The sequence below is a fragment of the Nocardioides psychrotolerans genome (assembly GCF_900113685.1).
GTDB lineage: Bacteria > Actinomycetota > Actinomycetes > Propionibacteriales > Nocardioidaceae > Nocardioides > Nocardioides psychrotolerans.
The window spans coordinates 149,656-176,060 of the sequence record NZ_FOQG01000002.1 but is presented as its reverse complement, the minus strand read 5'-3'; the positions used below and the strand labels follow the sequence as shown (position 1 = coordinate 176,060).

Genomic DNA, 26,405 nt, shown 5'->3' with positions numbered 1-26,405 from the left:
AGTCCTCCCAATGCCATGACGAAGTCATGGCACTTCGCCGTCCGTCGCACGTCGTACGACGATCCGGGTCCAGGCGCCGACGTAGACCCGGTCGCCGCCGGCGATCTCCTTCTTCTGCCCCGGCGGGACCGGCGTCCCGGGGAGCGGGCCGACGGAGCTGCCGACGTAGGTGCCGTTGGAGGAGCCGAGGTCCTCGACCCACCAGCGGGTGCCATCCGTCGTCAGCTGCGCGTGACGCCGGCTGATGCCGTTGTCGGAGGAGAGGTCGATGTCGGGGGTGATGTTGCGGCTGCGGGAGGCGCGACCGATCAGGATCGAGGTGTGCTTGAGGGACACCACGACCGGGAGGCCGGGTGAGGGCAGGGGGTCGGTCGACTTCTGGTCGGTGTACCAGTCAGGGTCGATCCAGACCTCCGCCACCCAGGAGTCGGCCAGCGCCGGCGCGGGGTTGGGGTCGGCCGGCGCTACCGGAGCGGCGGGAGCGGCAGCGGCAGCGGCAGACGCCGTAGGCGGGGTGAGCGGTGGGGTGAGCGGGCGCGGCATCGTGCCGGTCGTGAAGTCGTAGCCGCACGCCTCGCAGAACAGCGCGTTGGCCGGGTTGACCGTGGAGCAGTGCGGGCAGGTCGCCGACGACGTGGGCATGGTCGCCGTCGCCTCGGCCGGAACGGGCGCAGACCCGGGAGCAGCGGACGAGGCAGCCGGCGCCGCCCCCATCGCGATCCCGCAGACGTCGCAGTAATCGGTCGCGGCGGTGTCGTGGCCCGCGGGGCAGACGTTCACTTCTTGATCCGGGTGGTCTTGGTGGAGGCGGTGTCGAGGGCCATCTCGTCAGCCTTCTGGACCGCCGCCTTGAGCCGGACGGTGCCTTCCTTCTCGTCGTCGATGTCGACGACCTTGCGCAGCTTGGAGGTCGCCTCGTCGTTGCCCGTCTCGGCCGCGAGCTGTACGGCGCGCCCCAGCTTGGTCGTCGCGGTCGCCGCATCACCGGCGGCCTTGGCGGCCAACCCCTCCTGGATCATCGAGGCCAGCTCGGTCTGCCCGGTGTAGTGGGCGACCTGCTGGTCGATGCGCGTGGTGAGCTCGGAGTTGTTGGACCAGGTCGCCTTGACCAGCGCCTGCGCGGCGACGTTGTCGCCCAGGGCGACCTGGACGCGCGCGGCGAGCTGCTCCTGCCCGATCGCCTTGGCTGCGACCCGGACCGCCACGTGGTAGTCGCGGGACTCGTCAGCCCACGCGCCGGTGGGATAGGCGCCGGTGAGCGGGTTGACCACGACCCGGCGGTCGGTGAGGTCCTCGACGGTCGGTGCGACCTGACGCACGAACAGCACCTGCGCACCCTGGGGCGTCCACACACGCAGCTGGGCGTCGGAGACACCGCGTGCCATCGAGCTGCGCATCATCTCCTCGAACTGCGCCTGCATCTGCGAGGGCTCCGGGATGATGTCGACGGTGCCGAGGAGCGCCTGGGAGATCCGGCGCACCTCCTCGACCTGCCAGTCGGTGCCGGCACCCCGGCAGTCGCACTGGAACATGCCGGTGGCGCGCCGGATGGCGGCGTCGAGCGCCCCGGGCTGCTCGCGGTTCTCGCCGTCGGTGAGCAGGATCGCGTGCTTCTGGGTGACCCCGGGGACGGAGGCGAAGAGCGTGCCGGCGAGGTCGAGCCAGGTGCCGATCGCGGTGCCACCACTGCCGACGAAGCGCCCGATGGCGGCCCGCGCCTCCTCACGGGTGCGCGCGTCCATGGCCACGAGGCCGGGTCCCGAGGAGACCTGGGGGTAGGCGAGCATCGCCCGGTCGGAGCCGGCGATCACGGCGAACCACGTGCCGTCGAGGATCTCCGCGAGCGCGGCCTGCGCGGCCTGCTTGGCGGCGGCCATCGTCTGCGGCCCCATGGAGCCTGAGGTGTCGACGATGATGATCTCGCCGGCCGCTCCCCCGCCGGACTGGCCGGCCGTCCCAGCGCCGGCACAGGTCACGGTGACGATCGCGTTGACGTCGGTGCCCCCGTCGGGCAGGAACTCGTTCTGGTAGACGGCGGCGGTGAACTCAGCCATGGGTCTCCTCCTGGGGTGCGACCACGCGTGCGAGCGTGGTGGTGATGTTGTCGATCCCGCCCTGGGCGTTGGCGAAGTCGGTGAGCGCGAGCGCCAGGGTCGCGGGGTCTCTCGCGCCGCTGAGCCGGATCTGCTCCTGCAGCGCCTCCGGCTCCGAGGCGTAGTTCCACAGCCCGTCGGAGCAGACCAGGACCCAGCCGGGTCCGACCACCTCGAGCTCGCCCACCCGCGGGGTGATGTCGCCGGCGTCGCGGCCGAGCCACTTGGTGATCGCGTGCGCCTGGGGTGACGTCTCCGCCTGGGCGCGGGGGATCCCCGAGGCGATCATCTGCTGCGCGACCGAGTCGTCGACCGAGAGCTGGACACCGGGTGCGCCGTCGGGCAGCCAATAGGCGCGCGAGTCACCGACGTTGGCGAAGGACAGGGTGCCGCCCTCGACCACCACGCACACGAACGTGGCCGACGGCGGGTTGACCGACCCCTCGGGGGTGGAGGCGACGACGGCCTGGTTGGCCGCCACGACGGCGTCGCTGAAGACCTTGGTCACCGCGGCGAGGCGAGCCACCGGGGTGCCCAGACCGCGAGGCATCGGGGTCCGCAGCACGTCGCGCGCCGCGCGGGCCCCGGCGAGCGAGGCGATGTGGGAGTCATCGGTGTTGGAGACGCCGTCCAGGACCAGCAGGAGGGCCCGCTCCCCCGCGACCGGCGAGGCGAGCAGCGCCATCGCGTCCTCGTTGCGGGTGTGGCGGATGCCGCGGTCGCAGACCCCGGCCACCCAGTCCGCGGGAGCCTCGCGGAAGTGGTCCCGCTCGCTGGGCGCCTTCGTGCCGCACTGCTCGCAGTAGCCGTCAGGACCGACCGAGGCGCCGCAGCTGCGGCACGGCACCGGCCCGGGCACGGTCGCGGCGACCGACCCCGGGACCGACGCCGGGACCGGCCGGGTCGCGGCGCTGATCGGCGCGGCCTCGTCGATCGGGCTGGGCCCGTCCGCCGGCATGGCACCCTGCAACGAGACCGGCCGCGCGCTCGGGTCGACCGGAGCGGGCGTGCCCAGGGACGCACCGCAGTTCTCGCAGAACAACGTGCCGGCCGGCATCGCGGAGGCGCAGGCCGGGCAGGTCTGAGCGCCTGGGCCCGGGGTTGGGCCAGGGGTCGGGGCGGGGGTCTGGGTCATGTCAGCGTCCACATCCGTACGGCGTTGGCCTGGTTGACGAGCTCGATGCGTGCCTTGACGTCGGCCGCATCACGCGCCAGCGCCCGGTAGGACCGCTCGAGCCCCTCGCGCAGCCCGGCCTCGGTGGCCGGGTGCTCGCCCACCCTCGCATCCGGACGGCCGTTTCCGGCCAGCACCACGTCGAGCGCCTGGGCCAGGATCTTGACGGTGTAGGTCTCGCGCGTGCGCGGGTCCAGCGGCACCGAGCCGATGCTGCCCATCGCCTGGTCGAGCAGCGCCAGGTCGCCCGAGCCACCGCTGAGCAGCACGTCGGCACGGAGCTGACGGCTCTCCGGGAAGCCACGGCTGGTCGAGGGCACCTGGTCGAGGGCCGCGATCGCGCCGGTCATGTCGTGGCGGCGCGCGCGCACCCGGGCCATGCCGAAGGCAGCCGGTGCGACATAGTTGGCGTCGGTCGCGGCGCACGTGGCGTAGAGCCCCTCGGCGACGTCGCCCTGCTGACCACGCTCGCAGGCGACGGCCAGCGCGAGCTTGGGCGCGAGCTCGCCGGGCACCTGCTGGTAGACCGCGTTGAACGATGCCTTCGCGGTGTCCCAGTCCTCCAGCTGCAAGGCGGCGAGACCGTCGACCCACAGGGCACGCCACTCCCAGGGGTCCTCGGCGAGCAGGTCGGCGGCGTAACCGCGGGCCCGGGCCGGCTCCCGGAGCTCCAGGGCCGCGTGGGCGCGGGCGAGCCACACCTCGGCGCTGCTCTCCGGGGCGTCCTCGAGGTCCTCCAACCGCTGCGCCGGATCGTCGGACCCGATGGTGGCCAGCCACGCGTGCTGGTCGTCGGTCGTGTCCTCGCGCAGGGCCGGCAGCTGCGACCACTCGAGGGCAGAGGTCGACGTCACCGGCGGCTCGAAGAGCAGCGAGGCGGCCGAGGTGAGCGCGGTCCCCTGGGTGCGGGACGCGACGACCTCGCGGAGCACGCCGAGCAGCTGCGTGCGCAGCTCGTCGGCCGAGGCGAACCGGTCGCCCGGGTCGGCCGCACAACACTTGGCGATGAGCCAGTAGAGCGAGTCGTAGCGGGCGAACAGCGGCGTGGTCACCGGCGGCGGCAGGGTGTGGAGGTAGGTGCCCTGGTAGCCGCGGAACTCCATGCACAGCACGACCAGCGTGCGGCCGATCGTGTAGATGTCGGAGGCCACGCTCGGCCCGACCTCGGCCACCTCGGGTGCCTGGTAGCCGACGGTGCCGTAGATCGCGGACTCCTCGTCGTCGATGCGCCGCACCCCGCCGAGGTCGATCAGCTTGACCGCGTCGCCGACCTGGATCAGGTTGTCGGGCTTGAAGTCGCAGTAGACCAGCCCGAGGTCGTGGAGGTACTGGAAGGCCGGCAGCACCTCGAGCAGGTAGGCCAGCGCCTGGTCCACCGGCAGCGCGTCGTAGACCCCCTTGTTGGCGCTCATGCGGGCCTTGAGGATCTGCTTGAGCGACTTGCCGCCGACGTACTCCATGACGATGTAGCCGGCGCCCTCGTGGGTGACGAAGTTGTAGATCTCGACGATCAGCGGGTGCTCGACCTGGGCGAGGAACTGCTGCTCGGCGATCGCCGCGGCGAGGGCGTCGGGGTCGCCGGAGTTGAGCAGGCCCTTGAGCACGACCCAGCGGTTGGAGACGTTGCGGTCCTTGGCGAGATAGATCCAGCCGAGGCCACCGTGGGCGATGGCGCCGACCATCTCGTACTGACCACCGACGACGTCGCCGGGCCGGAGCTTGGGCGAGAAGGAGAACTCCTGGCCGCACTGGGGACAGAAGCCCTCGGTGCGCCCCGGCTGGCCGTCGCGCGAGCGACCGATCTTGGTGCCGCACTTGGAGCAGCTGCGCTTGTCCTCCGGCACCTGCGGGTCCGGGTTGATCGCCAGGCTCGCGTCGACCGGCGGCGCCGGGGGTACGACGGTCAGGCCGGCCCCGAGGCGGGCAGCACGCATGCGCTGCGAGCCGGCGCGGGTGCGCCGCGTCGACGACGTGCCGCGGGCACGGGCCGACCCGATCGCGGCCGACTGCACCTTGCTGGCCGACGTCGCGACCGACACCTCGCCACCCGACAGCGGCTGGCTCTCCCCCACCGCGGCCGCGACGGAGGCCGAGGCACCGGGCGCCGCGGCCATGCCGCAGGTGTCGCAGTAGCCGTCGGCGATCGTGCCGGAGCAGCCGGGCTGCGTGCACGTGGCGCCGTCGCTCGCCGCGACCGCGACGGGCACGACCCCGGGGGACGTCGGCGAGGAGGTGGCCGAGGCGGCAGCGGCAGCCGCTCCGGGGGCGGCCGCCATGCCACAGACGTCGCAGTAGCCGTCGGCGACGGTGCCCGTGCAGCCGGGCTGGGTGCAGGACTGGGCGTCGGGCTGGGCGCTCACGCGGTCTCCCTCGATCTCGCGGCGGCGTCGCCGAGCTGGGTGAGCCAGGTCTGGTAGGTCACGACGAGCTGACGGCACACCGCCATCGGGGCGGGCTCACGCGCGAGCACGTCGCGCGCCCGCTGCTCGCTGTCGCGCAGGTCGGGCCGGTCGGCCAGGCCCAGCGCGGTGGCCTTGGCGACGTAGGCGTCGAGGAGCTCGAGCAGGTCGGTGCGCTCGGCCACCGCGGCGGCGTACTTCTCCTGCGCCATCGACATCGCCTGCCCGACGCGGTCGAGGCGATCGAGGTAGGGCCCGATCGCCTCGGGGGTGTTGGGGATCGCTCCGAGCATGTCGACGTCGGGCACGGCATAGTGCGGCGCCGGGTCGACGGTGCGCACGCAGGTGTCGGCGAGGTGGGTGAGCGCGGCCTCGCGCGCCTCGAGGTCGGCGCGCAGCTCACGGGCCTTCTGCACCTGGTCTCGCGCGTCGCGGCGCCGGGCATTGCCGACGATCAGGTCGCGCTCGAAGCGGGTCGCGTCGATCTCGATCGGGCCGAGGAGCCCTCCGACGTCGGCGCCGCGCGACGCCTTGTCTGCGATCTCCTCGAGGCGGGCCATCAGGCCGGCGAGCTCGTCGACCGCCACGTCGCGCTGCGCGGCCGGCTCGAGGCCGACCTGGTCGCGCAGCCGCTCGACCTGCGCGCGCAGCTGCTTGACACGGGCCGCCGAGGCGTCCGCTCCGGGCACCAGCGCGAGGCGGGTGCGGAGCTGGCCGGCGAGCGCGTCGGAGAGCCGGCAGGCCTCCGGCAGCGAGACCACGAGGTCACCGGGCAGCGTCGTCGCGCCATCGAGACGCCCCCAGACGAGGGTGGCGATCTTGGCCCGCTCGGCCTCGAGCACGCGGCCGCCGTCCCAGGTGGCGAAGACCAGCTGGTAGCGGTCCGACACGGCCTTCCACAGCGCGAGCGACAGGGCCATGTCGGCCGCGACGTCTGCACCACGCTTGGCGGCGAGCGCAGCGCTGTCGAGGTCGTCGAGCTCCGTACGCCGGCCGCGCACCCAGGCCTCCAGGTCGCCCAGGTAGTCCTGGAGCAGCGCCGGCTCGACGGCCTGTCCCATCCGACCGGGGGCGGCGGGCGCGGTGAGGCTCGTGGGCAGGCTCACGGCGTGCGCCCGTAGATCGGCTGCGGCTGCCCGGCGCCCTGGCCCAGCGTCGGCTGGAGCCACTGCAGATAGCTGGCGCGCCAGCTGCCGTCGCTGCGCATGCGCTCCAGGATGCTGTTGACGAAGCGGACCAGGTCGACGTCGGCGGCGTTGACGCCGATGCCGTAGGGCTCGTCGGTGAAGGTCTCCTGCTCGGGCACGACGGCGTAGGGGTCCTGGGCCGCGAGCCCGGCGAGCACGGTGTCGTCGCCGGTGATCGCGTCGACCTCACCCTCCTGGAAGAGGGCGAGGCAACCGGTGTGGGTGGGTGCCTCGACGACCACCGCGTCGGGCGCCTCGCGCCGGACGTTGTCCAGGCTAGAGGTCCCCGTGGGAGCACAGACGCGGACGCCGCCGAGCTCGGTCACCGAGTCGACCCCGTCGTCGGCAAGGTCCTCGCGGACCAGGATCTTCTGGCCGGAGCGGTAGTACTCCGCAGAGAAGGCGATCTCCTCCCAGCGGGCGCAGTTGATCGTCATGTTGCGCACGACGATGTCGACCCGGCTCTCCACGAGCGCCGGGAGCCGGTCGCCGGCCGTGATGACCTTGAGCTCGTAGGCCTTCGGGTCACCGAAGATCGCGTCGGCCACCTGCTCGACCATGTCGATGTCGAAGCCCTCGATCTGGCCCGTGAACGGGCTGTTGGACGCGAGGAGGTAGGTGTCGGCCGACACCCCGGCGATGAGCCGACCCCGGTCCCGGATCTTCTCCATGGTCGAGCCCGGCGGGAGGTCGTCCGGAGCGGGCAGCGGCCCGGACGGCGCGTAGGACTGGGTCGCGTTGTCGCACACCGGAGGCGTGGTCGCGGGCGGCACGGACGAGGCCGGGGCCGCTTCGGGGTCGGCTACGACGGTCTCGTCGTAGCCGCCGCAACCGGCGAGCAGCACGGCGAGCGCCGCGACGACGACCACGGGACCTGCGCGCCTGCTCATGCGTACTCCTTCCGTCGCTGCCCGACGCCCCGGGCGACGGCCCCCGCCGACCCGAGACCCACCAGCAGGGACACGATCATCAGGGCCCAGGCCACGACGCCACCGGAGCGGAGACTCTCGGAGGTCTGGGAGGCCGCCTGGTCGACGACCTGCTGCGAGGCCTGGTCGAACTCGGTGAGTGCGGCGCTGGCGCTGCCCGGCTCGGTCGTCGTGGCCAGCTCGACCGCCCCCGTCCAGTCGCCCTCGTCGTCGCTCGCGACGATGGCGGCGTGCAGGTCGGTGTAGACCGTCCACAGGAACAGCGTCTCACCCGACGCAGCGCCCTGGACCACCGTGGCGCGCTCCTGCCACAAGGGCTCCGTGGTGGCGCCCGAGCCGCGGGCGATGAGTCGCCCGCTCTCCTGCGCCTTGGCGTCGTTGGCGGCCGTGCGCGCCGTGGACTCGTCGATCGCCTGAGTGAAGCTGCCCTCGCGCAGGCGGTCGTTGTCGCCGGACTTGGCTGCGCTGACACCCGCACCGACCAGCGTCACGAGGCCGATGGCCACCGCCGCCACGGCGATGCCGAGGTTGAACCTCCGACGGAAGCGCTTGGCCAGCTGTCGGTTGACCCACCACAGCCCGGCGATCGCGGCAATCCCGACGACGAGGAGCGGCAGCGTGTTCTGGCCGTCCATCTCGTCCTCGGCCCGCTCGGTGTTGGCGTCCGCGAGCGCACCCAGGATGGGCACGGCATCCGCGCGCAGACCGGAGCCGGCCTCGCGAAGGTATTGCGCGCCGATCGGGAATCCCTGCCGGTTGTTGTCCCGGGCCTGGGTGATGCCGGTGGCGTAGGCCGCCACCTCGGTGTTGAGGTCGGCGAGTACCGCACGGTCGGCCGGCTGGGCCTCGGCCGCATCGGCGATCTGGCGCAGCGCCTGGTCGATCGCGGCGTCGTACTCGGCGCGCTGCTCGGCGTCCTCGAGCCCCCCGACCAGGAAGGCATTGGTGGCGAGCGCGTCGGCGCGGAAGAGTGAGGACTGGATCTGTTGGACCCGGACCAGCTGCTCGGTGTTGTCGGCGGCGCGGCCGGTGGCCTGCCAGGCGAGCAGCTGGAACAGCGCGGCGAGCACCCCGAAGACCACGCACGTGGTCACCGCGATCGCCTGCCACCGGTTCAGGAGCTGCGGCACGTCCTCGACCGTGCCGGTCGGGCGGCCGGCAAGACCGGCGCTCGCCTGGGCCCGGATCGCCGGGGTCGCCGGGGTCGCGAGGCCGGCCGGTGCGCGGATCGGGGCCGGGCGCGGCACGGGGGCCGGGCTGGGGGCCTGGGCCTGACTCATGCGGGCTCCTCCTCGACGGTGGACGGCTCGGTGGACGGCTCGGTGGACGGCTCGGGATCCCAGTCGACCGGTTCGGTGGGGCCGTCGGCGACGAGCGGGTCCAAGTCGTCGGCCTCGATCGTGCGCAGCTGCTCGATCGTCGGGGCCTCGATGTCGCGCAGACGCCAGGCGTGGCGCCCGATCGCGGCCTCGAGGACATTGCGCACGTAGCGGGCGTTGCCGAACTGCGGGCCGCGCTGGACGGCAGCGAGCAGCTCGCGCAGCCGCTCGAGGACCGGGTCGCCGGCGTCGTACTCCGCTGCGGTGGCCATGACGCCGAAGATCCTGACCAGCTCGTCGTCGGTGTAGTCGACGAAGTCGATCTGGGTGCGGAAGCGGCTCTCGAGCCCGGGGTTCTGGGCGATGAAGACCTCCATCGGCACGGGGTAGCCCGCGACGATCACGACGAGGTCGTCGCGCTTGTCCTCCATCTCCTTGACCAGGGTGTCGACGGCCTCCTGGCCGTACTGGTCACCGGCCAGCGAGTAGGCCTCGTCGATGAAGAGCACCCCGCCCTCGGCGGACCTCACGACCTCGGCGGTCTTCATCGCGGTCTGACCGAGGAAGCCCGCGACCAGCTCGGAACGGTCGACCTCGACCAGCTGACCCTTCGTGAGCAGTCCGAGCGCGCGGTAGATGCCGGCTACCAGCCGGGCCACCGTCGTCTTGCCGGTGCCGGGGTTGCCGTTGAAGATCATGTGCCGGGTGATGGTCGGCGAGGTGAGCCCGGCGTCCTTGCGCAGCCCCTCGACGCGCAGGATCGCGGCCTGCCGGTGGATCTCGCCCTTCACGTCGGTCAGCCCGACGAGGACGTCGAGCTCGGCGAGCAGCTCCTCGACGCTCTTGGGCTCCGGCTCCGGCTCGGCGGGCTCCTCGGGCTTATCGGGCTCGGCCGGCGGGGGCTGGGTCGCGACCGGCGCAGCACCGTCCACCCCCGGGCCCTGCGTCGTGGGCGGGAGCTCGACTGGCGGCCGCACATCGCTCTGCTGGAGGTCGAGGTTGGCGATCTTGCGCTGCACCTGGGTGAGCTGGTCCATCATCTGCGCGAGGAAGTGATCCCCGGTGCGGGCCTGCTCGTGCGGCTGCGTCAGGTCGAGCCCGGTCCCTTCGGCGGTCGTGGGCACGGCCGTGGGAGCGGCCTCGCCGAGCTGTGCGGCCGCAGCAGTGGCGGCGTTGCCGACCGCACGGGGACTCTCCTCCCCCAGCGAGGCAGCTGCCAGCGCGACGTCCGCCAGCGCCTTCGCGTACGACGGAGCCTGGGGCGAACGCGCCAACGCGAGGCCGTTCATGGCCGGGGTGGGGGCGGAGCGGTAGCGGCGCCCCCGCGACGCTGCGTCCATGAACTCCTCCGAGGAGCGGGGGCGGCCGGTCTGCTCGGACCAGTCGACGAAGGCCCCGCGGGCCGGCTCGGCGATGGTCGCGGCCAGGCACTCCCCCTCACGGCGGGCCGTGGCGGCGTCGACCCCGGCGGCCGTGGCGACCGCGACCAGCGCGTCGAGGGCGGCGGAGAGGCTCAGGGCGTCAGTCATGCGGGGATCCCAGGGTGAGGTCGGTGCCACCCGAGTGGCCGAACTTGCTCTCGAGGAACATGCCGTGCGCCAGCAGCGCCTGAGCGTCGGCGCGGTTGGCGGCGTCGAAGATCTGGTCCATCGTCGCGCCGAGGAGCTCGAGCTGGTCGATGAGCACCATCAGCGAGGTCTTGTAGCCGTCGATCGGGCGCGTGTCGGCCCACTCCCGCGGCAGCCGGAGGTAGCCGCCGACCGCCTCGGGCAGGTAGTCGGTCGCCGTGGCGACGACGGAGTAGCTCTCCATGCTGCCCAGGCCCAGGTGGCGCAGCCGCGGCAGCGTGTCGTTGATCGTGCGGGCGATCCGGATGACCCGCGAGGTGACGACCGGGGGGGCGTTGCCCTCGCTGAGCATCGCGTTGACCCGGTTGAGCGAGGCGAGGATGTCCTGCTCGGTCGGCGCCGGAGGCACCGACGAGGTCGGCTCCTCTGCCTGGCGTCGACGTTGCAGCCATGACTTGAGACTCACGCTGTCCTCGGGTGGTCGGGTCCTCGGGGTGGGGTTGCTCAGAGGGTCGGCACGTTGGAGAGGTCGAGGGTGCCGGTGGCGTTGCGGGCGTCGTGGGCCTGGACCCGCTCGAGGTAGGACCGCGACTTCACGACCTCGGTCTCGAGCACGCCGATCGTGGCCGACATGTTGTCGAGGGCCTTGACCTTGAACTCGTCGATCGAGTCCATCGTGGCGTAGATGTTGGCGAAGGCCGCCTGCAGCTGCTCCATGCCGATCGTCGACGACGCGGCCTGCTCCTGGATCGCGGCGCTGTTCTCCTTCAGCATCTCCGAGGTCCGCTGGATCATGTTCGACGTCGTGGTGTTGAGGGCGGTGATCTGGTCGAGCACCAGCTTCTGGTTGCCCAGCGCCTGCGCCACGATCACCGCCGTGCGCAGCGCGGAGATGGTGGTCGTCGATGCCCGGTCGACGCCCTTGATGAGCTCGATGTTGTTCTTGATGATGATGTCGATCGCGAGATAGCTCTGGATCGACACCGCCAGCTGGGTGAGCAGGTCCTGGTGCTTCTGGCGCACGTAGAACAGCACGTCCTGCGAGAGCGCCTTGGCGGCCTCGGGGTCGGAGAGCTCGAGCTCGGCGATCTTGGCCGACAGCTTGGCGTCGAGGCGCTCGGCGACGTAGACGTACTGGTTGAGCCGGCCCATGACCGCCCAGAGGTTGGTCTTCTCGAGGTTGAGCGCGACGTTGTCCTTGGTCAGCTCGTCCTGGCCGTTGCGCAGGGCGTGCAGGATCCCGTTGAGCTGGCTCTGGCTGGACTGGTATTTGCGGAAGTAATCCTCGACCTTGTCGCCGAAGGGCAGCCAGTCCATGAACTTGCGGGCGCCCTTGGCCTCGCTGGGGTCGAGGTCCTCGACCGTGCGGCGCAGCTCGAGCAGGGTCTTGCCGACCTCGGAGCCCTGGGAGAGGCCACCCTCCTTGAGGGCCCGCACCGGCTGGTTGAGCATCCGGTTCGACGTCTCGGCCGCCTTGCGGATGTCGGCGTCACCCATGGTGCGCACGCTCTCGGCCTGGGCGGCGAACTCCGGGCTGCGGCTCGCGGCGTTCGTCAGCGCGGTCATGAAGGTGTCGACCTTCGTGTCGAGCTCGGGGATCGCCTCGGCCGAGACCTGCGGTGCCATCTGGGGCGCCTGGGTCTCGATGACCAGGGCGGGCGGTGCGGGAGCGGTGAGGGTCAGCACCGCCTCGGGCGGCGCCAGGGGGGCGGGCGCCGCGGCAGCGGCGCCGTTCTCGGGACCGGGTGAAGTCGTCATGCTGCCTCCGCGTGCTCGGACTGGGGCCGTCGGCGGCAGTCTGTCACGGCGGAGAAGGCGCCGTCTCTAAGCCTGGAGGTCGACGACGAAGATCGGCAGCAGCACCTGCGTGATCGGACCGATCGCGAGCGCGAAGACGATCGTCCCGATGCCGAGCACGCCCCCCAGCAGGAGCCCGACCAGCACGACACCGACCTCGAGCAGCGTGCGCACGAGCCGGATCGAGAGCCCCGTACGACGCGCCAGCCCGGTCATCAGCCCGTCGCGCGGGCCGCGCCCGAGCTGGGCACCGATGTAGAGCGCCGTCGCCAGCCCACAGGTGAGCACGCCCGCGACCATCAGCGCGATCCGCAGCGCCACCGCGTCGGGGCGGTCGAGGACCAGGAGGGTCGCGTCGGCGGAGACCCCGACGACGATCGCGTTGGAGATCGTGCCGAGGCCGGGCATCTCCTTGAGCGGGATCCACAGCACCAGCACCACGAAGCTCATCAGCACGACCGCCTGGCCCAGCGTGATCGGCAGGTGCCGGATCAGCCCGGAGTGCAGCACGTCCCAGGGCGCGAGGCCGAGGTCGGCGCGCACCATCATCGCCAGCGAGGCGCCGTAGACGACCAGGCCGACGAAGAGCAGCGGCAGCCGCACCCCCAACCGGCCGGCGCGCAGCTGGGCGACCGGACCCAGCTCGGCGAGCGGCACGGGAGAAGAAGCCGGGCTCGTGGGCGTGCGGCTGAGGGTCATGGGACCAGCCTGCGCCAGATTGGCACTTGATCAAATAGCCAATCGTGAGACAGTGGACTGCATGAGCACGTCCACCATCTCCGCTGCCCGCACGGCCGCCCTGGTCGGCGGCTTCGACCGCTCCCCCGCCTACGCCGGACTCGCCGACGCCCTTCGGCTGCTCATCGGTGATGGCCGCATCGGGCTGGGCACCCGCCTGCCCAGCGAGCGCGAGCTCACCGAGTCGCTCGGGGTCTCGCGCACCACGGTCACCCGTGCCTACGCCGCGCTGCGCGACAGCGGCTACGCCGAGGCCCGCCAGGGCTCCGGCACCTTCACCCGCGTCCCGGGCGGCCGCGCCCGGGCCCACGACCGGTCCCTGCTGCCCAGCTCCGGCGACCGCGAGGCGATCGACCTCAACTGCGCCGCAGCCTCCGCGCCCCCGGGAGTCGCCCAGGCCTACGCCGAGGCAACCGCCGACCTGCCGGCGTACCTCGGCGGTCACGGCTACTTCCCGGCCGGGCTTCCCGAGCTCCAGGCCGCCATTGCTGCGACGTACGACGCCCGCGGGCTGCCGACCGCGCCCGAGCAGGTCATGGTGACGCCCGGTGCGCTCTCGGCGGCCGCGATCGTCGCGCAGGCCTTCACCGGGACCGGCGACCGGGTGCTCGTCGAGTCGCCGGTCTACCCCAACGCCACCTTGTCGATCCGGCACCGTGGGGCGCGGCTCGCCGCGGTGCCGGTCGACCCCGACGGCTGGGATCTCGGGGCGGTCGCGACCGCGCTGCGGGAAACCTCCCCGCGGCTGGCCTACTTGATCCCCGACTTCCAGAACCCCACCGGCCACCTGATGAGCGAGGCCCAGCGCGAGGAGTACGCCGCACTGCTGCGGCGGGCGCGCACGGTCGCGGTGGTCGACGAGGCCCACCAGGCGCTGGCGCTGGACGGCCAGCAGATGCCGCGTCCGTTCGCGGCCTTCGCGCCGGAGACGATCACGATCGGCAGCGCCAGCAAGACGTTCTGGGGCGGCCTGCGGCTGGGGTGGATCCGCTCGCCCGAGGGGCAGATGGAGCGGCTCACCGGTGCCCGCGTGGGTCTCGACCTGGGCGCGCCGGTGATGGAGCAGCTGGTGCTGACCCGGCTGCTGGCCCGTGGCGAGGAGGTCGTCGACGCCCAGCGCGACCGGCTGCGTCCGCAGCGGGACCGCCTGGCCGCCGCGGTCGCCGAGCACCTCCCCGAGTGGCGCTCCCGGCTCCCCGGCGGCGGTCTGGCGCTGTGGTGCCAGCTGCCCGGGCCGCTCGGCACCGCGCTCGCCGACGAGGCCGAGCGCCGCGGCGTGATCATCGCGCCCGGCCCGGTCTTCGCGGCCGAGGGTGGGCTCGACCAGTTCGTGCGGATCCCCTGGACGCGCCCGGGCGACGAGCTCGAGGAGGCCGTGCGCCGGATCGCGGCCGCGTGGTCCGTCGTACGTGATCGGCCGCAGGGCGCGCGCCGCACGTCCGCACGGGTGATGGTGGCCTGACCCCCCCAAGCCGAGTCGGCGCGATGTAGCAACGCCGAGTCGGCGCGATGTAGCAGACGCTGGGGCGGCTGGGTCGCCGGGAGCCACTCCCACGGCGACACGCCACTGACCACGGGGTCTACGTCGTGGGAGGTGGCGTTTCGTCGACGTACCTTGATGGAGCAGCCGACGGCCGAACCGGTTCAGTCCAGGTCGACCGCGCGGACGCTGGAGGCGTCCATCGCGGTCTCGATCTCGGCGAGCGTCTCGGTGGCGATGGCGGAGTCGACCGAGAGAGCGACGAGGGCCTGGCCACCCTTGGCGTCGCGGGCGACCTGCATGCCGGCGATGTTGACGCCGGCGTCGCCGAGGACCTGGCCGACGGTGCCGACCATGCCGGGGCGGTCGGCGTAGGTGAAGAAGGCAAGGTGGTCGGTCGGCTCGATGTCGATCTCGAAACCGTTGACCTCGACCAGGCGCTCCTTCTGGTTGATGCCCACGAGCGTGCCGCTCACCGAGACCTGCGAGCCGTCGGCCAGCGTGCCGCGCAGCGTGATCAGGTTGCGGTGGTCGGGGCTCTCGGAGTCCAGGACGAGGCGTACGGCGGTCCCGCGCTCGGCCGCGAGCAGCGGTGCGTTGACGTAGGACACCTGGTTCTCGACGACGTCGGTGAAGACGCCCTTGAGGGCCGCGAGCTCGAGCACCTTGACGTCGAACTCGGTGATCTCGCCGCGGACCTCGACGTCGATCTGCTGGGCGACCTCGCCGGCCAGCGCCGTGAACACGCGGCCGAGCTTCTCGGTGAGCGGGATGCCGGGGCGCACGTCCTCGGCGATCACCCCGCCCTGCACGTTGACCGCGTCGGGCACGAGCTCCCCGGAGAGCGCGAGGCGCACCGACTTGGCGACGGCGATGCCGGCCTTCTCCTGGGCCTCGTCGGTCGAGGCGCCGAGGTGGGGCGTGGCCACGACGTTCTCGAGCTCGAAGAGCGGGCTGTCGGTGCACGGCTCCTGGGCGAAGACGTCGAGGCCGGCGGCGGCGATGCGGCCGGTCTTGAGGGCGTCGTAGAGCGCGGCCTCGTCGACGATGCCCCCCCGGGCGGCATTGACGAGCACGAGCGACGACTTGGCCTTGGCGAGCTGCTCGGCGCCGATCAGACCCACGGTCTCCGGGGTCTTGGGCAGGTGGACCGACATGAAGTCGGCTTCAGCGAGCAGGGTGTCGAGGTCCACGAGACGCACGCCCATCTGCGCGGCACGGCCGGCCTGCACATAGGGGTCGTAGGCGATGACGTTCATCCCGAAGGCACTCAGTCGCTGAGCGACGAGGACGCCGATGCGGCCGAGACCGACGATGCCGACGGTCTTCTCGTAGAGCTCGATGCCGGTGTACTTCGAGCGCTTCCACTCCCCGTTGCGCAGCCCGGCGTGGGCCGGCGAGACGTGGCGGGCCGCGGCGAGCATCAGCGCGACCGCGAGCTCGGCGGCGGAGACGATGTTGGAGGTCGGCGCGTTGACCACCATGACGCCGGACTGGGTCGCGGAGCGGACGTCGACGTTGTCGAGACCGACCCCGGCGCGGGCGACGACCTTGAGCCGGGTCGCCGCGGCGAGCGCCTCGGCGTCGACCTTCGTCGCCGAGCGCACCAGCAGGGCGTCCACGTCCACGATCGCCGACAGCAGCTCGGCCCGGTCGGCCCCGTTGCAGCTGCGGATCTCGAAGTCCGGGCCGAGCGCCTCGACGGTGGCGGGGCTCAGCTCCTCGGCGATGAGTACGACGGGCTTGCTCACGGCGGTGTCCTCAGGGTTGGCGCAGGGGTGGAGGGCGCACGACGCTGTGCCGGTGTCACGTTACCTGACCGTCACAGTCGAAAATCAATCGCGCACACCGGGCAAGACGTCTACGGTCGACCTGTCCTTCCCCCGCTCCGAGGTGGTCCCGCGTGCTGCTCTGAGGTGCCGTCCCTGCGCCGTGTCCCGGCGCCCCGACCCACCCTGCTCAGAGCTCGCATGTCCGCCGTCATCACCTTCTCCTCGGTCGACTTCGCCTTCCCTGACTCGTCACGGCCCGACGGCCATCGTCTTGTCCTCGACGGTCTCGACCTCCTGGTCGGCCCCGGCCGCACCGGCCTGGTCGGCACCAACGGGTCCGGCAAGTCCACGCTGCTGCGCCTGGTCGCGGGCGTGCTCACGCCCACCCGTGGGCACGTCGCGGTCCTCGGTGAGGTCGGCTACCTCCCCCAGGACCTGAGCCTGTGCACCAGCCGGCGGGTCACCGACTTCCTCGGCATCGCGCCCGTGCTCGAGGCTCTGGGCGCCGTCGAGGCCGGCTCGGTCGACCAGGCCGACTTCGACGTCATCGGCGACGACTGGGACGTCGAGCGCCGAGCCGTCGCCGAGCTCGCCCGCCTGGGGCTCCCGGTCGACGTGCTGGGTCGCACGATGGGCGAGCTCTCCGGTGGCGAGGTCACCCAGCTCGGCCTGGCACGGCTCCTGCTGCAGAGGATCGACGTACTCCTGCTGGACGAGCCGACCAACAACCTCGACACCGCGGCCCGTCAGCGGCTCCATGACGTCGTCGACGGCTGGACCCGCACGCTCGTCGTCGTCAGTCACGACCGCGAGCTGCTCGAGCGCGTCGACCGGATCGGTGAGCTGAGGGCCGGCGCCGTGCGGTGGTACGGCGGCGGGTGGTCGTCCTACGCAGCGCAGGTCGCCGCGGAGCAGGCCGTCGCCGGGGCTCGCTCGGACGTGCGGCGCCAGCGGCACGACCAGGTGGAGGCGGAGCGGCAGCTGGCGCACCGGCGGCGGGTCGCCCACCGTGCGGAGCAGTCGGCCGGTCTCGGCAAGGGCCAGGTCAACTACAAGAAGAACCGGGCCGAGCAGTCCGCCGCCGGGCTGCGCGGGGTGCACCAGGCGCGGCTCGAGTCGGCGCGCGAGCGTCTGGACGAGGCCGAGTCGCGGCTGCGCGAGGACCGCGAGATCCGCATCGACCTGCCCGGCACCGAGGTGCCCCGCGGTCGCACGGTCCTCACCACCCGCGGCCTGGTGCTCCGCACCGGCGCGGCGGTCGACCTGGACGTGCACGGACCCGACCGGGTCGCGCTGGTCGGCCCCAACGGCAGCGGCAAGACCACGCTGCTGCACACCGTCGCTGGGCGTCTCGCTCCCCTCGCGGGGTCGGTCGAGGTGCACGTGGCCCTCGGTTTGCTCCCCCAGCGGCTCGACCTGCTCGACAACGGCTTGTCCGTCGTGGCCAACGTCGTGGCACGGGCACCCGGGGTCGACGACAACGCCGTGCGCGCGAGCCTGGCGCGGTTCCTCTTCCGCGGCGCCGCCGCCGAGCGGCTCGTGGGCGGGCTCTCCGGCGGCGAGCGTTTCCGCGCGACGCTCGCGGCCGTCCTGCTCGCCGACCCCGCGCCCCGGCTCCTGCTGCTCGACGAGCCGACCAACAACCTCGACCTGCCGTCGTACGACGCCCTGGTGTCGGCGCTCGCCTCCTACCGCGGCGCGCTGCTCGTCGCCAGCCACGACGCGGTGTTCCTCGCCGACATCGGCGTCGACCGCACCGTCGAGCTGGGGCCTGTCGGATGACAGGGTGACGCTCATGGACCTCGAGACCGAGCGGCTGCACCTGCGCTCCTTCGCCCCTGACGACGCGGGCTTCGTGCTCGACGTGCTCGGGCGCACAGATGTCGTGCGCTGGCTCGACGACGGTGAGCCGCAGCTGATGCGCGACCTCGACGCCGCCCGCGCCAAGATCGCCTTCTGGCGCGAGCTGGAGGCGCCGCTGCACCAGTGGGCGATCGAGGTCCGCGCCACCGGTGGCGTCGTCGGCTGGGTCTGCCTGGTGCTCGTGCCGGACGCCGGCGGCCTCGTCCAGGTCGGCTGGACGCTGCACCCCGACGCGCACGGTCACGGCTACGCCACCGAGGCGGCGCAGGCGGCCATCGACCACGGCCTCGCCGCCGGCCTCGACGAGATCCGGGTGCTGATGATGGTCGACAACGAGGCCTCCCTCCGGGTCGCCCAGCGGCTCGGCCTGCGCGACCTCGGGACCACCCACCAGTGGTACGAGTCGCCGTCGCGGATGTTCCTCGCCACGCCTCCGCGGGACTAGCCTCGACCCATGGCCATCGCCGACGAGCAGTTCATCTCCTTCACCACGTTCCGCCGCTCCGGCGAGGCCGTCGCGACGCCCACCTGGGTGGTGGCGGTGAGCGACGGTCGCGTCGGCTTCTGGACCGCGATGGACACGGGCAAGACCAAGCGCCTGGCCCACACGCCCCGCGTGCTCCTGCAACCCTCCGACCGGAGGGGCAAGGTCAAGGACAGCACCACGCCCGTCGAGGGCACCGCGGAGATGGTGCGCTCCGGCGCGCTGTTCGACGAGGTGCAAGGTCGCGTGCGGGAGAAGTACGGCTTCATGACCAAGGTGACCAAGGTGCTCTCCACGCTCGGCCCGCAGGGCCGCAAGGGCCTGACGTACGCCGACACGGTCGTGCTCGTGCGCCTCGCGGAGCAGGCCGGGTAGGTCGACGGGCATGGCGACCCGTTGGACCCTCGGCTACGTCCTCGAGCCCGGCTTCGACGAGCCTGACAACGCCTCGATCATCGACCCCGACGGCGTCGGCCCGGCGATCGGCTTCCTGCTGGCTCCCGAGCCCAAGACCGCCAAGAACCGGATGCACGTCGACGTGCGCGTCGCCGGCGAGCCGCCGTGGGACCTGGCCGAGCGGGAGGCGCTCATCCGCGCCAAGGTCACCCAGCTCGTCGGCGCCGGCGCCACCGAGGTGCGCTCGGAGCACTACGACGGGGTGCTCGGTCACGTCGTCCTGCTCGATCCCGAGGGCAACGAGTTCTGCGTGGCGTGAGGCCGCCTCATGCCGGGCGCCATGTCGCTGTCCGACGACTGTCGGCGTCCGCTGACACCATCGCCTCATGACGCAGCTCGCACTGATCATCCGGCACCAGACCCGACCCGGTCAGAGGGACCAGGTCCGCAAGGTCTGGGAGACCCACCTCGCCCCCGCCGTCGACGGCAACCCCGGCCACCTCGCCTATTTCTACTGCTTCGACGACACCGACCCCGACGCGATCAGCGCCTTCCAGGTCTACGACAGCGCCGAGTCCTCGCAGCAGTTCCTGCAGACCGCCGCCTACGCCGCTTACCTGCGTGACGTCGAACCGCTGCTGACCGGCCCACCCCAGGTCACGCCGCTGACGCCCGTCTGGTCCAAACGCCCCACCGCATCCGGAGATCGAGTGGACGTGGTCTGACCCTCGACGTCCGGGTAGGACTGGTCTGGGTGACGCCGACCCGTGTGCCCGTCGATCGCGGCCCGACAATGCGGGGACGGACAACGTGTCGCGTAGTCGGACGTACGCTTGCTCTCTCGCGCACCCGCCTCAGGCGTGAGGAACGGCGGGTAGGGACGATTGAGTACGTCCGACGACGCAGTCCCTCTGCGCAGCTCTCGGGCCACGTCGCCTCAGTTGAGAGGAACCAGCCTGTACTGCTCGTAGAGGGCGTAGGTCTCAGTTGAGTCCAGGGCTCCATCGTCATGAGCGTCCACTTGACCTCGTCGATGGCATCGTCGACGTTGCCCCACACCGGTTCAACGATGGTCGAGGTGTCTCGAGGCACCCTCAGTCGAACAACGCCTGCCCGACGAACTCATCAGGGCCGATGCCGGGCGGGACGGCGAAGAGCGCGGAGCCGGTGGTCTTGAGGTACTCCATCAGCGCGTCGTGCTTGGCCATCGCGTTCTGCACCGGGGTGAAGCCGGTGCGCGGGTCGCGCACGTAGGCGACGAAGAAGAGCCCCGCGTCGAGACCGCCGAGCGCATCGGTGCCGTCGACGAAGTTGTAGCCGCGGCGCAGCATCCGCGCTCCCCCGTGCTGGTCGGGGTGGACGATCCGCACGTGCGCGTCCGCGGCGATGATCGGGCCACCGCGACCCGGCATCGCGAAGTCGGGGGTGCTGAGCTCCTCGCCACCCGACAACGGGGCGCCGCTGCCCTTGGTGCGGCCGACGAAGGCCTCCTGGTCCCCCAGCGGCTGGCGGTCCCAGACCTCGATGGTCATGTTGATGCGACGTGCGACGAGGTAGGACCCACCCACCAGCCACGCCGCGGAGGCATCGTCGGACGACCCCACCCAGACGTTCTCCTCGAGGGCCACCGCCTCCTCCGCCCTGACGTTGGCGGTGCCGTCCTTGAACCCGAAGAGGTTGCGCGGGGTGTCCTGGGTGACCGAGGTCGACGACGTACGACCGAAGCCGAGCTGCGACCATCGCACGGAGGTGGTGCCGAAGCCGATCCGCACCAGGTTGCGCACGGCGTGCACGGCGACCTGCGGGTCGTCGGCGCACGCCTGGATGCACAGGTCGCCGCCCGAGCGGGCCGGGTCGAGCAGGTCCGCCGGGAAGTGCGGGAGGTCGCGCAACGCCTCGGGCTGCCGGTCGGCAAGGCCGAAGCGATCGCGCCCCTCAGCGTCGCGGAAGAGCGAGGGACCGAAGCCGAAGGTGATCGTCAGCCCGCTCGCTGCCAGGCCGATCGCCTCGCCGGTGTCGTCGGGCGGCAGGTCCAGCGAGCCCTCGACCGGCCCGATCTCGCCCGCCGGCAGACCCGTCGTCATCCGCTCGGCCGCCACGGTCCAGGCCCGGAGCAGCGTCATCAGCTCCTCGCGCGAGTCCGTGACGACGTCGAGCGCCGCGAAGTGCAGCCGGTCCTGCGCCGGCGTCACGATGCCCGCCTGCCGCACCCCGCGGAAGTCGTACGACGGAGCACGCGACGCCGACGCGCCCCCGGCGGGCGGTGCCTCGTCGGCCGTCGCGCGGCCGGTGACGAACGCGCCGGCCACCCCGGCGACGGCGACTCCCCCACCGAGCAGCCCTCGCCGGGAAACCCGACCCGCTTCGCCGCGCACGCGTCCCACGACCTGACCACCCACGATCAGGCCAGCACGGCCGCGGTGAGCCGCGACAACGGCTCGGACAGCGCGTTGACGGCGTCGGAGAGGAGCTTGATCTCCTTGGGCGAGAGCTCGTCGTAGTAGCGGAAGCCGTCATCGGTGCGCTGCCCGTCGAGGAGCACCTGCAGCTCGTCGAAGCGCTCGGTCAGCTGGGCGGCGAGCTCGGGGTCCTTGCTCTCGAGCAGCGGCGCCACCCCGTCGAAGCCGACGCGGGCGCCGTCGACGTTGGCCTGGAAGTCCCACAGGTCGGTCCGCGACCAGAACTCCTCCTCACCGGTCACCTTGCCGGTCGCGACCTCCTCGAGCAGGCCCCGCGAGCCGTTGGCCACCTGGTCGACGGTGAAGCTCAGCTCCTGGAGCCGTCCGTCGAGGGTCTCGGTGTCGGCCAGCAGGTCGTCGCCGTAGGTGGTGCGATCGGCGGGCGCCAGAGGGGTGTAGTCCTCGGCGCGCTCGGGCCAGAGGTCCTTCTCCAGCAGGTGCCAGCCGGTCCACTCCTGCCCGGACTCCAGGTCGGCCTCGCGGGCGTCCATCCGGGGGTCGAGGTCGCCGAAGGACTCGGCGACCGTCTCGATGCGCTCCCAGTGGGTGCGGGCGTCGGCGTAGAGGGCGCGCGCCTCGTCGTCGTCGCCGGCCTCGTAGAGCGCGACGAACTCGCGGGTCTTCACCAGCAGCTGGTCGGACTGGTCCTGCACGTAGGCGGCGTAGTTGTCCTGTGCGGTCTGGATCAGCTCGTCCTCGTCGACGCTGACCTCGACCTCCTCGTCGGACTCGGTGACGACGAATGCCGAGCGGATGCCGTCGCCGGTCATGCCGGGCTTGCAGGCGGTGACATAGCTCCCGGCGGGAACGTTGGCGACCAGCGGACGCGTGATGCTGGGACCGACGTTCTCGACCTCGGCGACGATCCGTAGGCCGTCCTCGGCGAGCAGGTAGAACTCGGTGACCTGCGAGCCGGTGTTGGTCACGTCGAAGCTGATCGTCCCGGCCGGCGCCTCGGTCGCCGAGAGCTCGCACGCCTCCTCGGAGGAATCGACGGAGAGGGCGCGCGCGTCGCCGGCCTCGCCGGAGCCGGTCGGGGCCGTGCTCTCGACACCGCAGGCGACGAGGGCTGGGCCGCCCACGAGCAGGGCGGCAGCGATCGAGGTCAGGCGCTTCATGGAGTACTTCCTTCGATGACAGGAGTCGGGGTGGGGCGTGCGGACGCGCCGGAGCGGCGCCGGGTCGAACGGAGGAACAGGACCGAGACCGGGACGACGTAGAGCACCCACGCGAGGGCCTCCAGGACGGTCGTCGCCGGGGAGAAGTTGAAGACGCCCTTGAGGAGCGTGCCGTGCCAGGAGCCGGGCGGGATCGCGCCGGTCACGTCGAAGGCGAGGGTGTTGAGGCCAGGCAGGAAGCCGGCCTCCTGGAGGTCGTGGACGCCGTAGGCGAGCACCCCGGCCGCCACGACGACCAGGAAGGCGCCGGTCCAGGTGAAGAAGACGGTGAGGTTGATGGTGATCGCACCGCGATAGATCAGGTAGCCCAGCACGACCGCGGTCAGGATGCCGGCCAGCGCCGCGACCAGTGGGCCGGCGGTCTGGTCGGCCGTCGGGGCGAGGTCGCGCCCGATCGCGGCCTGGGTGTTGGACCAGAGGATCAGCGCGGTCTCGAGCCCCTCACGCCCGACCGCCAGGAAGGCCACGAGCGCGAGCGACCAGACCGGTCCGTCGGCCGCGTCGTCGATGCGACCGCGCAGCTGTCTGCCGATGGTGCGGGCCGCGCCGGCCATCCAGAAGATCATCCAGGTCACGAAGGCGGCGGCGATGATCGAGAGCGTGCCGCCGATCAGCTCCTGGGTGCGGAAGTCGAGTTGGAGCGACTGCACGCCCAGGCCGAGCGTGATGCCGACGCTGAGCACGATCGCGACCGCCACCCCGATCCAGATCCGGGGCAGCAGGTGACGTCGGCCCGACTTGACGAGGTAGGCGACCAGGATGCTGACGACGAGGCTCGCCTCGAGCCCCTCGCGCAGTCCGATCAGGTAGTTGGCGAGCACTCCCTGAGAATACTCTCGAATTTAGGATTGCCTAACCAAAGTGAGGGTCACCTCACACGATGGACCTTCCGCGCCACGCCAGGTCAGATGGCGCAGCCGTCCGGGCCGCACGCCTGATCGGTGCCACCGACCACCTGGAGGCTGGGGCGCGACTCGGCCCAGGCCTGCTCGAGCACCTGGGTGAACGCCTCGGCCGGCTGCGCGCCCGAGATGCCGTAGCGGGTGTCGACGACGAAGAACGGCACGCCCGTGGCTCCGTAGGCCCGCGCCTGAGCGACGTCGGCGGCGAACGCCTCGGCGTACTCCTGCGAGGCGAGCACCTCCTCGACGCGGCCCGCGTCGAGGCCCACGGACAGGGCCGCGCTGCGCAGCACGGCATGGTCACCGACGTCCTCGGCGCGGGTGAAGTACGCCGCCAGCAGGGCCTCCTTGAGCTCGCGCTGAAGCGCCGGTCCCCCGATGTCGAGCGCGAGGTGGAGCAACCGGTGGGCGTCGACGGTGTTGGTGTGCACGTTGTCGAAGAGGCGCATCTCGAGACCCTCAGCGGCAGCGGTGTCGATCAGGCCCGTCATCATCTGGCGCATCTCGTCCTCGCTGCGGCCGTACTTGCGCGACAGGGTCGCCAGCGTCTTCTCGGTGCCGTGGTGGGGCGCGGCGGGGTCCAGCTCGAAGGAGCGGTAGACGACCTCCACCTCATCGGCGTGCTCGAAGGTGGACAGGGCCGTCTCCAGACGACGCTTGCCCACGTAGCACCAGGGGCAGACGACGTCGGACCAGATCTCGATGCGCATGTAGGGCCCAACGCCCGTGACGCCCGTGATGTTCCTGTCTCGGGGTTCACCCCGAGGTGCCGCCGGGGTTCGCTTCGGGGGTGATGTCAGCACTCTCCCCGATGTGGCAGGAGGCCTCCCAGCGCCAGGCTCCTGCCATGATCACCGTCGAGTCACTCAGCAAGTCCTACCGCGGGTTCACCGCGGTAGATGACGTCTCCTTCACCGCCCACGCCGGGCGCGTGACCGGCTTCCTCGGCCCCAACGGGGCCGGCAAGTCCACCTCCATGCGGATCGTGGTCGGCCTCACGCCCGCCTCGTCCGGGACCGCCACGGTCCTCGGCCGCCGCTTCGCCGACCTGCCCGACCCCGGCCGCGAGGTGGGCGTCCTGCTCGACGCCTCCGCGCAGCACGCCGGTCGCACCGGCCGCGAGATCCTCACCATCGCGCAGCAGACGATGGGGCTCGCGCGCAGCCGCGTCGACGACATGCTCGACCTGGTCAGCCTCAGCTCGACCGAGGCCGAGCGCCGGGTCCGCAACTACTCCCTCGGCATGCGCCAGCGCCTGGGCATCGCCACCGCCCTGATCGGCGACCCCGAGGTGCTGATCCTCGACGAGCCCGCCAACGGGCTCGACCCGGCGGGCATCCGCTGGATGCGCGACCTGCTGCGTGGCTACGCCGACGCCGGTGGCACCGTCCTGCTCTCGTCGCACCTGCTGCACGAGATCGAGGTGATCGCCGACGACCTCGTGGTCATCGGTCACGGCCGCATCGTCGCGCACGGCACGAAGGCCGAGCTGCTCGCGGCCGCTGGGACGGTAGTCCGCAGTGCCGACGTCGCCGGACTGACCACCGCGCTCGAGGCCGCCGGCCTCAGCCCCACGGCGTACGACGGAGGCGCGCTGCGCACCGACGCCGACCCCTCGCTCGTCGGCACCATCGCCCTCGCGGCCGGCGTGGCCCTGACCGAGCTGCGCAGCGCCGATGGGGCCGGGCTCGAGGAGATGTTCCTCGAGCTCACCTCCGACACCCAACGAGAAGGAGCAGCGGCATGAGCGCCGTCACCGTCGAGACCCTCGGCACCGTCCCCCCGGCCACCACGACCGGCACCACGACCGGCACCCCGACCGTCCGTGCGCCCCGAGCGATCCCGCCACGCACCCCGACCAGCCGGATCCTGGCCGTCGAGCTGCGCAAGATGTTCGACACCCGCTCGGGCTTCTGGCTGCTGGCCAGCATCGGCATCACCGCCGTCCTGGCGACCGCGGCAGTGATCATCTTCGCCCCGGACGACCAGGTCACCTACGACAACTTCGGTGCCGCGATCGGTGTCCCGATCGCCATCCTGCTGCCGATGATCGCCATCTTGTCGGTGACCAGCGAGTGGTCGCAGCGCAGCGGCCTGACGACGTTCACGCTGGTCCCCCACCGGGCCCGGGTCATCCAGGCCAAGCTGGTCGTCTCGGTCGGCATCGGCGTGGTCTCCATGCTCGTCGCCTTCGCGGTCGGCGCGCTCGGCAACCTGCTCGGCGCCGCGATTACCGGCAACGACGTGGTCTGGGACATCAGCCTCGCCCACATGGGCTACATCGTGCTCGCCAACGTGCTGGGCATGCTCGTCGGCTTCATGCTCGGCGTGCTGGTGCGCAACTCCGCCGGCGCGATCGTGGGCTACTTCGTCTACTCGTTCGTGCTGCCCGGCCTGTCCATGCTGCTGGCGGCGAACGCCCGATGGTTCGAGGACCTGCAGCTGTGGGTGGACTTCAACTTCGCCCAGGGCGCGCTCTTCAACGGCGAGATGACCGGCGAGGCCTGGGCCCAGCTCGGCACCGCCGGGCTGATCTGGCTGGTGATCCCGCTCGCCGTCGGCCTCGGCCTGGTCCTGCGCTCCGAGGTGAAGTAGGCCGAGTCGGCGCGATGTTGCACCCCGAAACGCCGAGTCGGCGCAATGTGACCGCGAAGCGGTGTCACATTG

Annotated in this window: 24 protein-coding genes; 8 read left to right on the top strand and 16 right to left on the bottom strand. The window is 71.9% G+C overall.

The features are described from left to right. Window positions 1-24: 24 nt before the first annotated feature. The 11 genes from BM204_RS02995 to yczE form a co-directional block, all read right to left on the bottom strand. Window positions 25-780, bottom strand: coding sequence for a double zinc ribbon and FHA domain-containing protein (locus tag BM204_RS02995; protein ID WP_246165824.1), 756 nt, complete (start codon window positions 778-780; stop codon window positions 25-27). Beyond that, on the bottom strand, window positions 777-2,054 hold the full coding sequence (locus BM204_RS02990; RefSeq protein ID WP_091110294.1) for a vWA domain-containing protein: 1,278 nt from the start codon (window positions 2,052-2,054) through the stop codon (window positions 777-779). Before BM204_RS02990 ends, BM204_RS02995 begins: the two co-directional genes overlap by 4 nt. Continuing rightward, a complete protein-coding gene (locus tag BM204_RS02985) occupies window positions 2,047-3,228 on the bottom strand; it encodes a PP2C family protein-serine/threonine phosphatase (protein ID WP_091110292.1) in 1,182 nt (393 codons plus the stop codon). The genes BM204_RS02990 and BM204_RS02985 overlap by 8 nt, the downstream gene beginning before the upstream one ends. Continuing rightward, on the bottom strand, window positions 3,225-5,627 hold the full coding sequence (locus BM204_RS02980; RefSeq protein ID WP_246165822.1) for a serine/threonine-protein kinase: 2,403 nt from the start codon (window positions 5,625-5,627) through the stop codon (window positions 3,225-3,227). The genes BM204_RS02985 and BM204_RS02980 overlap by 4 nt, the downstream gene beginning before the upstream one ends. Then, window positions 5,624-6,772, bottom strand: a complete 1,149-nt coding sequence (locus BM204_RS02975; protein ID WP_143099641.1) for a hypothetical protein — start codon at window positions 6,770-6,772, stop codon at window positions 5,624-5,626. Before BM204_RS02975 ends, BM204_RS02980 begins: the two co-directional genes overlap by 4 nt. Continuing rightward, window positions 6,769-7,743: a glutamate ABC transporter substrate-binding protein gene (locus BM204_RS02970; RefSeq protein ID WP_091110289.1), complete on the bottom strand. Its 975-nt coding sequence runs from the start codon at window positions 7,741-7,743 to the stop codon at window positions 6,769-6,771. Before BM204_RS02970 ends, BM204_RS02975 begins: the two co-directional genes overlap by 4 nt. Continuing rightward, entirely contained in the window at window positions 7,740-9,062 is a 1,323-nt protein-coding gene (locus tag BM204_RS02965) for a GlnX family signal transduction membrane protein (protein ID WP_091110287.1), read from the bottom strand. The genes BM204_RS02970 and BM204_RS02965 overlap by 4 nt, the downstream gene beginning before the upstream one ends. Further along, window positions 9,059-10,630 (bottom strand): AAA family ATPase, encoded by a 1,572-nt coding sequence (locus tag BM204_RS02960; RefSeq protein WP_091110285.1) that lies wholly within the window; start codon window positions 10,628-10,630, stop codon window positions 9,059-9,061. The genes BM204_RS02965 and BM204_RS02960 overlap by 4 nt, the downstream gene beginning before the upstream one ends. Further along, window positions 10,623-11,135 (bottom strand): hypothetical protein, encoded by a 513-nt coding sequence (locus tag BM204_RS02955; RefSeq protein ID WP_091110283.1) that lies wholly within the window; start codon window positions 11,133-11,135, stop codon window positions 10,623-10,625. Before BM204_RS02955 ends, BM204_RS02960 begins: the two co-directional genes overlap by 8 nt. A 38-nt stretch (window positions 11,136-11,173) precedes the next feature. Further along, window positions 11,174-12,427: a toxic anion resistance protein gene (locus BM204_RS02950; RefSeq protein WP_091110282.1), complete on the bottom strand. Its 1,254-nt coding sequence runs from the start codon at window positions 12,425-12,427 to the stop codon at window positions 11,174-11,176. Between the two features lie 66 nt (window positions 12,428-12,493). Further along, window positions 12,494-13,165 carry a membrane protein YczE gene (yczE, locus tag BM204_RS02945; RefSeq protein WP_091110280.1) on the bottom strand — a complete coding sequence of 224 codons (672 nt, stop codon included), beginning with the start codon at window positions 13,163-13,165 and terminating at the stop codon, window positions 12,494-12,496. Between the two features lie 61 nt (window positions 13,166-13,226). Between yczE and yczR the strand changes: the two genes are divergently transcribed. Then, a complete protein-coding gene (gene yczR, locus BM204_RS02940; protein WP_091110279.1) occupies window positions 13,227-14,666 on the top strand; it encodes a MocR-like transcription factor YczR in 1,440 nt (479 codons plus the stop codon). 182 nt (window positions 14,667-14,848) lie between these two features. Here the strand turns inward: yczR and serA are convergent, their stop codons facing one another. Then, a complete protein-coding gene (serA, locus tag BM204_RS02935; RefSeq protein ID WP_091110277.1) occupies window positions 14,849-16,435 on the bottom strand; it encodes a phosphoglycerate dehydrogenase in 1,587 nt (528 codons plus the stop codon). A gap of 219 nt (window positions 16,436-16,654) precedes the next feature. Between serA and BM204_RS02930 the strand changes: the two genes are divergently transcribed. The 5 genes from BM204_RS02930 (at window position 16,655) to BM204_RS02910 (ending at window position 19,924) form a co-directional block, all read left to right on the top strand. Beyond that, complete coding sequence (locus BM204_RS02930) at window positions 16,655-18,238, top strand: ABC-F family ATP-binding cassette domain-containing protein (protein ID WP_091110276.1); 1,584 nt, start codon at window positions 16,655-16,657, stop codon at window positions 18,236-18,238. A 13-nt stretch (window positions 18,239-18,251) separates the two neighbouring features. Further along, window positions 18,252-18,764 (top strand): GNAT family N-acetyltransferase, encoded by a 513-nt coding sequence (locus tag BM204_RS02925; RefSeq protein ID WP_143099640.1) that lies wholly within the window; start codon window positions 18,252-18,254, stop codon window positions 18,762-18,764. Window positions 18,765-18,773: 9 nt separating this feature from the next. Continuing rightward, complete coding sequence (locus BM204_RS02920; RefSeq protein ID WP_091110274.1) at window positions 18,774-19,178, top strand: PPOX class F420-dependent oxidoreductase; 405 nt, start codon at window positions 18,774-18,776, stop codon at window positions 19,176-19,178. A 10-nt stretch (window positions 19,179-19,188) separates the two neighbouring features. After that, the gene (locus BM204_RS02915) at window positions 19,189-19,518 is read left to right on the top strand and encodes a VOC family protein (protein ID WP_091110272.1); all 330 of its coding nucleotides are present in this window, start codon (window positions 19,189-19,191) and stop codon (window positions 19,516-19,518) included. Window positions 19,519-19,585: 67 nt separating this feature from the next. Continuing rightward, complete coding sequence (locus BM204_RS02910) at window positions 19,586-19,924, top strand: putative quinol monooxygenase (protein WP_091110271.1); 339 nt, start codon at window positions 19,586-19,588, stop codon at window positions 19,922-19,924. A 369-nt stretch (window positions 19,925-20,293) separates the two neighbouring features. On the opposite strand, the gene efeB is transcribed toward BM204_RS02910, so the two are convergent. From efeB to BM204_RS02890, 4 genes are all read right to left on the bottom strand, one after another. Next, on the bottom strand, window positions 20,294-21,574 hold the full coding sequence (gene efeB / locus BM204_RS02905; RefSeq protein WP_256215518.1) for an iron uptake transporter deferrochelatase/peroxidase subunit: 1,281 nt from the start codon (window positions 21,572-21,574) through the stop codon (window positions 20,294-20,296). Between the two features lie 26 nt (window positions 21,575-21,600). Beyond that, on the bottom strand, window positions 21,601-22,776 hold the full coding sequence (gene efeO / locus BM204_RS02900) for an iron uptake system protein EfeO (RefSeq protein ID WP_091110268.1): 1,176 nt from the start codon (window positions 22,774-22,776) through the stop codon (window positions 21,601-21,603). Then, on the bottom strand, window positions 22,773-23,657 hold the full coding sequence (gene efeU / locus BM204_RS02895; protein WP_091110266.1) for an iron uptake transporter permease EfeU: 885 nt from the start codon (window positions 23,655-23,657) through the stop codon (window positions 22,773-22,775). The genes efeO and efeU overlap by 4 nt, the downstream gene beginning before the upstream one ends. Before the next feature lie 83 nt (window positions 23,658-23,740). Next, window positions 23,741-24,448: a DsbA family oxidoreductase gene (locus tag BM204_RS02890; protein WP_091110265.1), complete on the bottom strand. Its 708-nt coding sequence runs from the start codon at window positions 24,446-24,448 to the stop codon at window positions 23,741-23,743. A 137-nt stretch (window positions 24,449-24,585) separates the two neighbouring features. Here BM204_RS02890 and BM204_RS02885 point away from each other — a divergent pair, with 137 nt between their 5' ends. Both BM204_RS02885 and BM204_RS02880 read left to right on the top strand, forming a co-directional pair. Beyond that, the gene (locus tag BM204_RS02885; RefSeq protein ID WP_091110682.1) at window positions 24,586-25,485 is read left to right on the top strand and encodes an ABC transporter ATP-binding protein; all 900 of its coding nucleotides are present in this window, start codon (window positions 24,586-24,588) and stop codon (window positions 25,483-25,485) included. Next, window positions 25,482-26,333, top strand: a complete 852-nt coding sequence (locus BM204_RS02880) for an ABC transporter permease (protein WP_246165818.1) — start codon at window positions 25,482-25,484, stop codon at window positions 26,331-26,333. The genes BM204_RS02885 and BM204_RS02880 overlap by 4 nt, the downstream gene beginning before the upstream one ends. The last annotated feature ends 72 nt before the right edge of the window (window positions 26,334-26,405 follow it).

Bases quoted from the DNA above. Each gene is read 5' to 3' on its own strand.
- BM204_RS02990 (WP_091110294.1), bottom strand. From the start codon at position 2,054: ATGGCTGAGTTCACCGCCGCCGTCTACCAGAACGAGTTCCTGCCCGAC.
- BM204_RS02985 (WP_091110292.1), bottom strand. From the start codon at position 3,228: ATGACCCAGACCCCCGCCCCGACCCCTGGCCCAACCCCGGGCCCAGGC.
- BM204_RS02970 (WP_091110289.1), bottom strand. From the start codon at position 7,743: ATGAGCAGGCGCGCAGGTCCCGTGGTCGTCGTCGCGGCGCTCGCCGTG.
- BM204_RS02965 (WP_091110287.1), bottom strand. From the start codon at position 9,062: ATGAGTCAGGCCCAGGCCCCCAGCCCGGCCCCCGTGCCGCGCCCGGCC.
- BM204_RS02960 (WP_091110285.1), bottom strand. From the start codon at position 10,630: ATGACTGACGCCCTGAGCCTCTCCGCCGCCCTCGACGCGCTGGTCGCG.
- BM204_RS02950 (WP_091110282.1), bottom strand. From the start codon at position 12,427: ATGACGACTTCACCCGGTCCCGAGAACGGCGCCGCTGCCGCGGCGCCC.
- yczE (WP_091110280.1), bottom strand. From the start codon at position 13,165: ATGACCCTCAGCCGCACGCCCACGAGCCCGGCTTCTTCTCCCGTGCCG.
- yczR (WP_091110279.1), top strand. From the start codon at position 13,227: ATGAGCACGTCCACCATCTCCGCTGCCCGCACGGCCGCCCTGGTCGGC.
- BM204_RS02930 (WP_091110276.1), top strand. From the start codon at position 16,655: ATGTCCGCCGTCATCACCTTCTCCTCGGTCGACTTCGCCTTCCCTGAC.
- BM204_RS02925 (WP_143099640.1), top strand. From the start codon at position 18,252: ATGGACCTCGAGACCGAGCGGCTGCACCTGCGCTCCTTCGCCCCTGAC.
- BM204_RS02920 (WP_091110274.1), top strand. From the start codon at position 18,774: ATGGCCATCGCCGACGAGCAGTTCATCTCCTTCACCACGTTCCGCCGC.
- BM204_RS02915 (WP_091110272.1), top strand. From the start codon at position 19,189: ATGGCGACCCGTTGGACCCTCGGCTACGTCCTCGAGCCCGGCTTCGAC.
- BM204_RS02910 (WP_091110271.1), top strand. From the start codon at position 19,586: ATGACGCAGCTCGCACTGATCATCCGGCACCAGACCCGACCCGGTCAG.
- efeO (WP_091110268.1), bottom strand. From the start codon at position 22,776: ATGAAGCGCCTGACCTCGATCGCTGCCGCCCTGCTCGTGGGCGGCCCA.
- BM204_RS02890 (WP_091110265.1), bottom strand. From the start codon at position 24,448: ATGCGCATCGAGATCTGGTCCGACGTCGTCTGCCCCTGGTGCTACGTG.
- BM204_RS02885 (WP_091110682.1), top strand. From the start codon at position 24,586: ATGATCACCGTCGAGTCACTCAGCAAGTCCTACCGCGGGTTCACCGCG.
- BM204_RS02880 (WP_246165818.1), top strand. From the start codon at position 25,482: ATGAGCGCCGTCACCGTCGAGACCCTCGGCACCGTCCCCCCGGCCACC.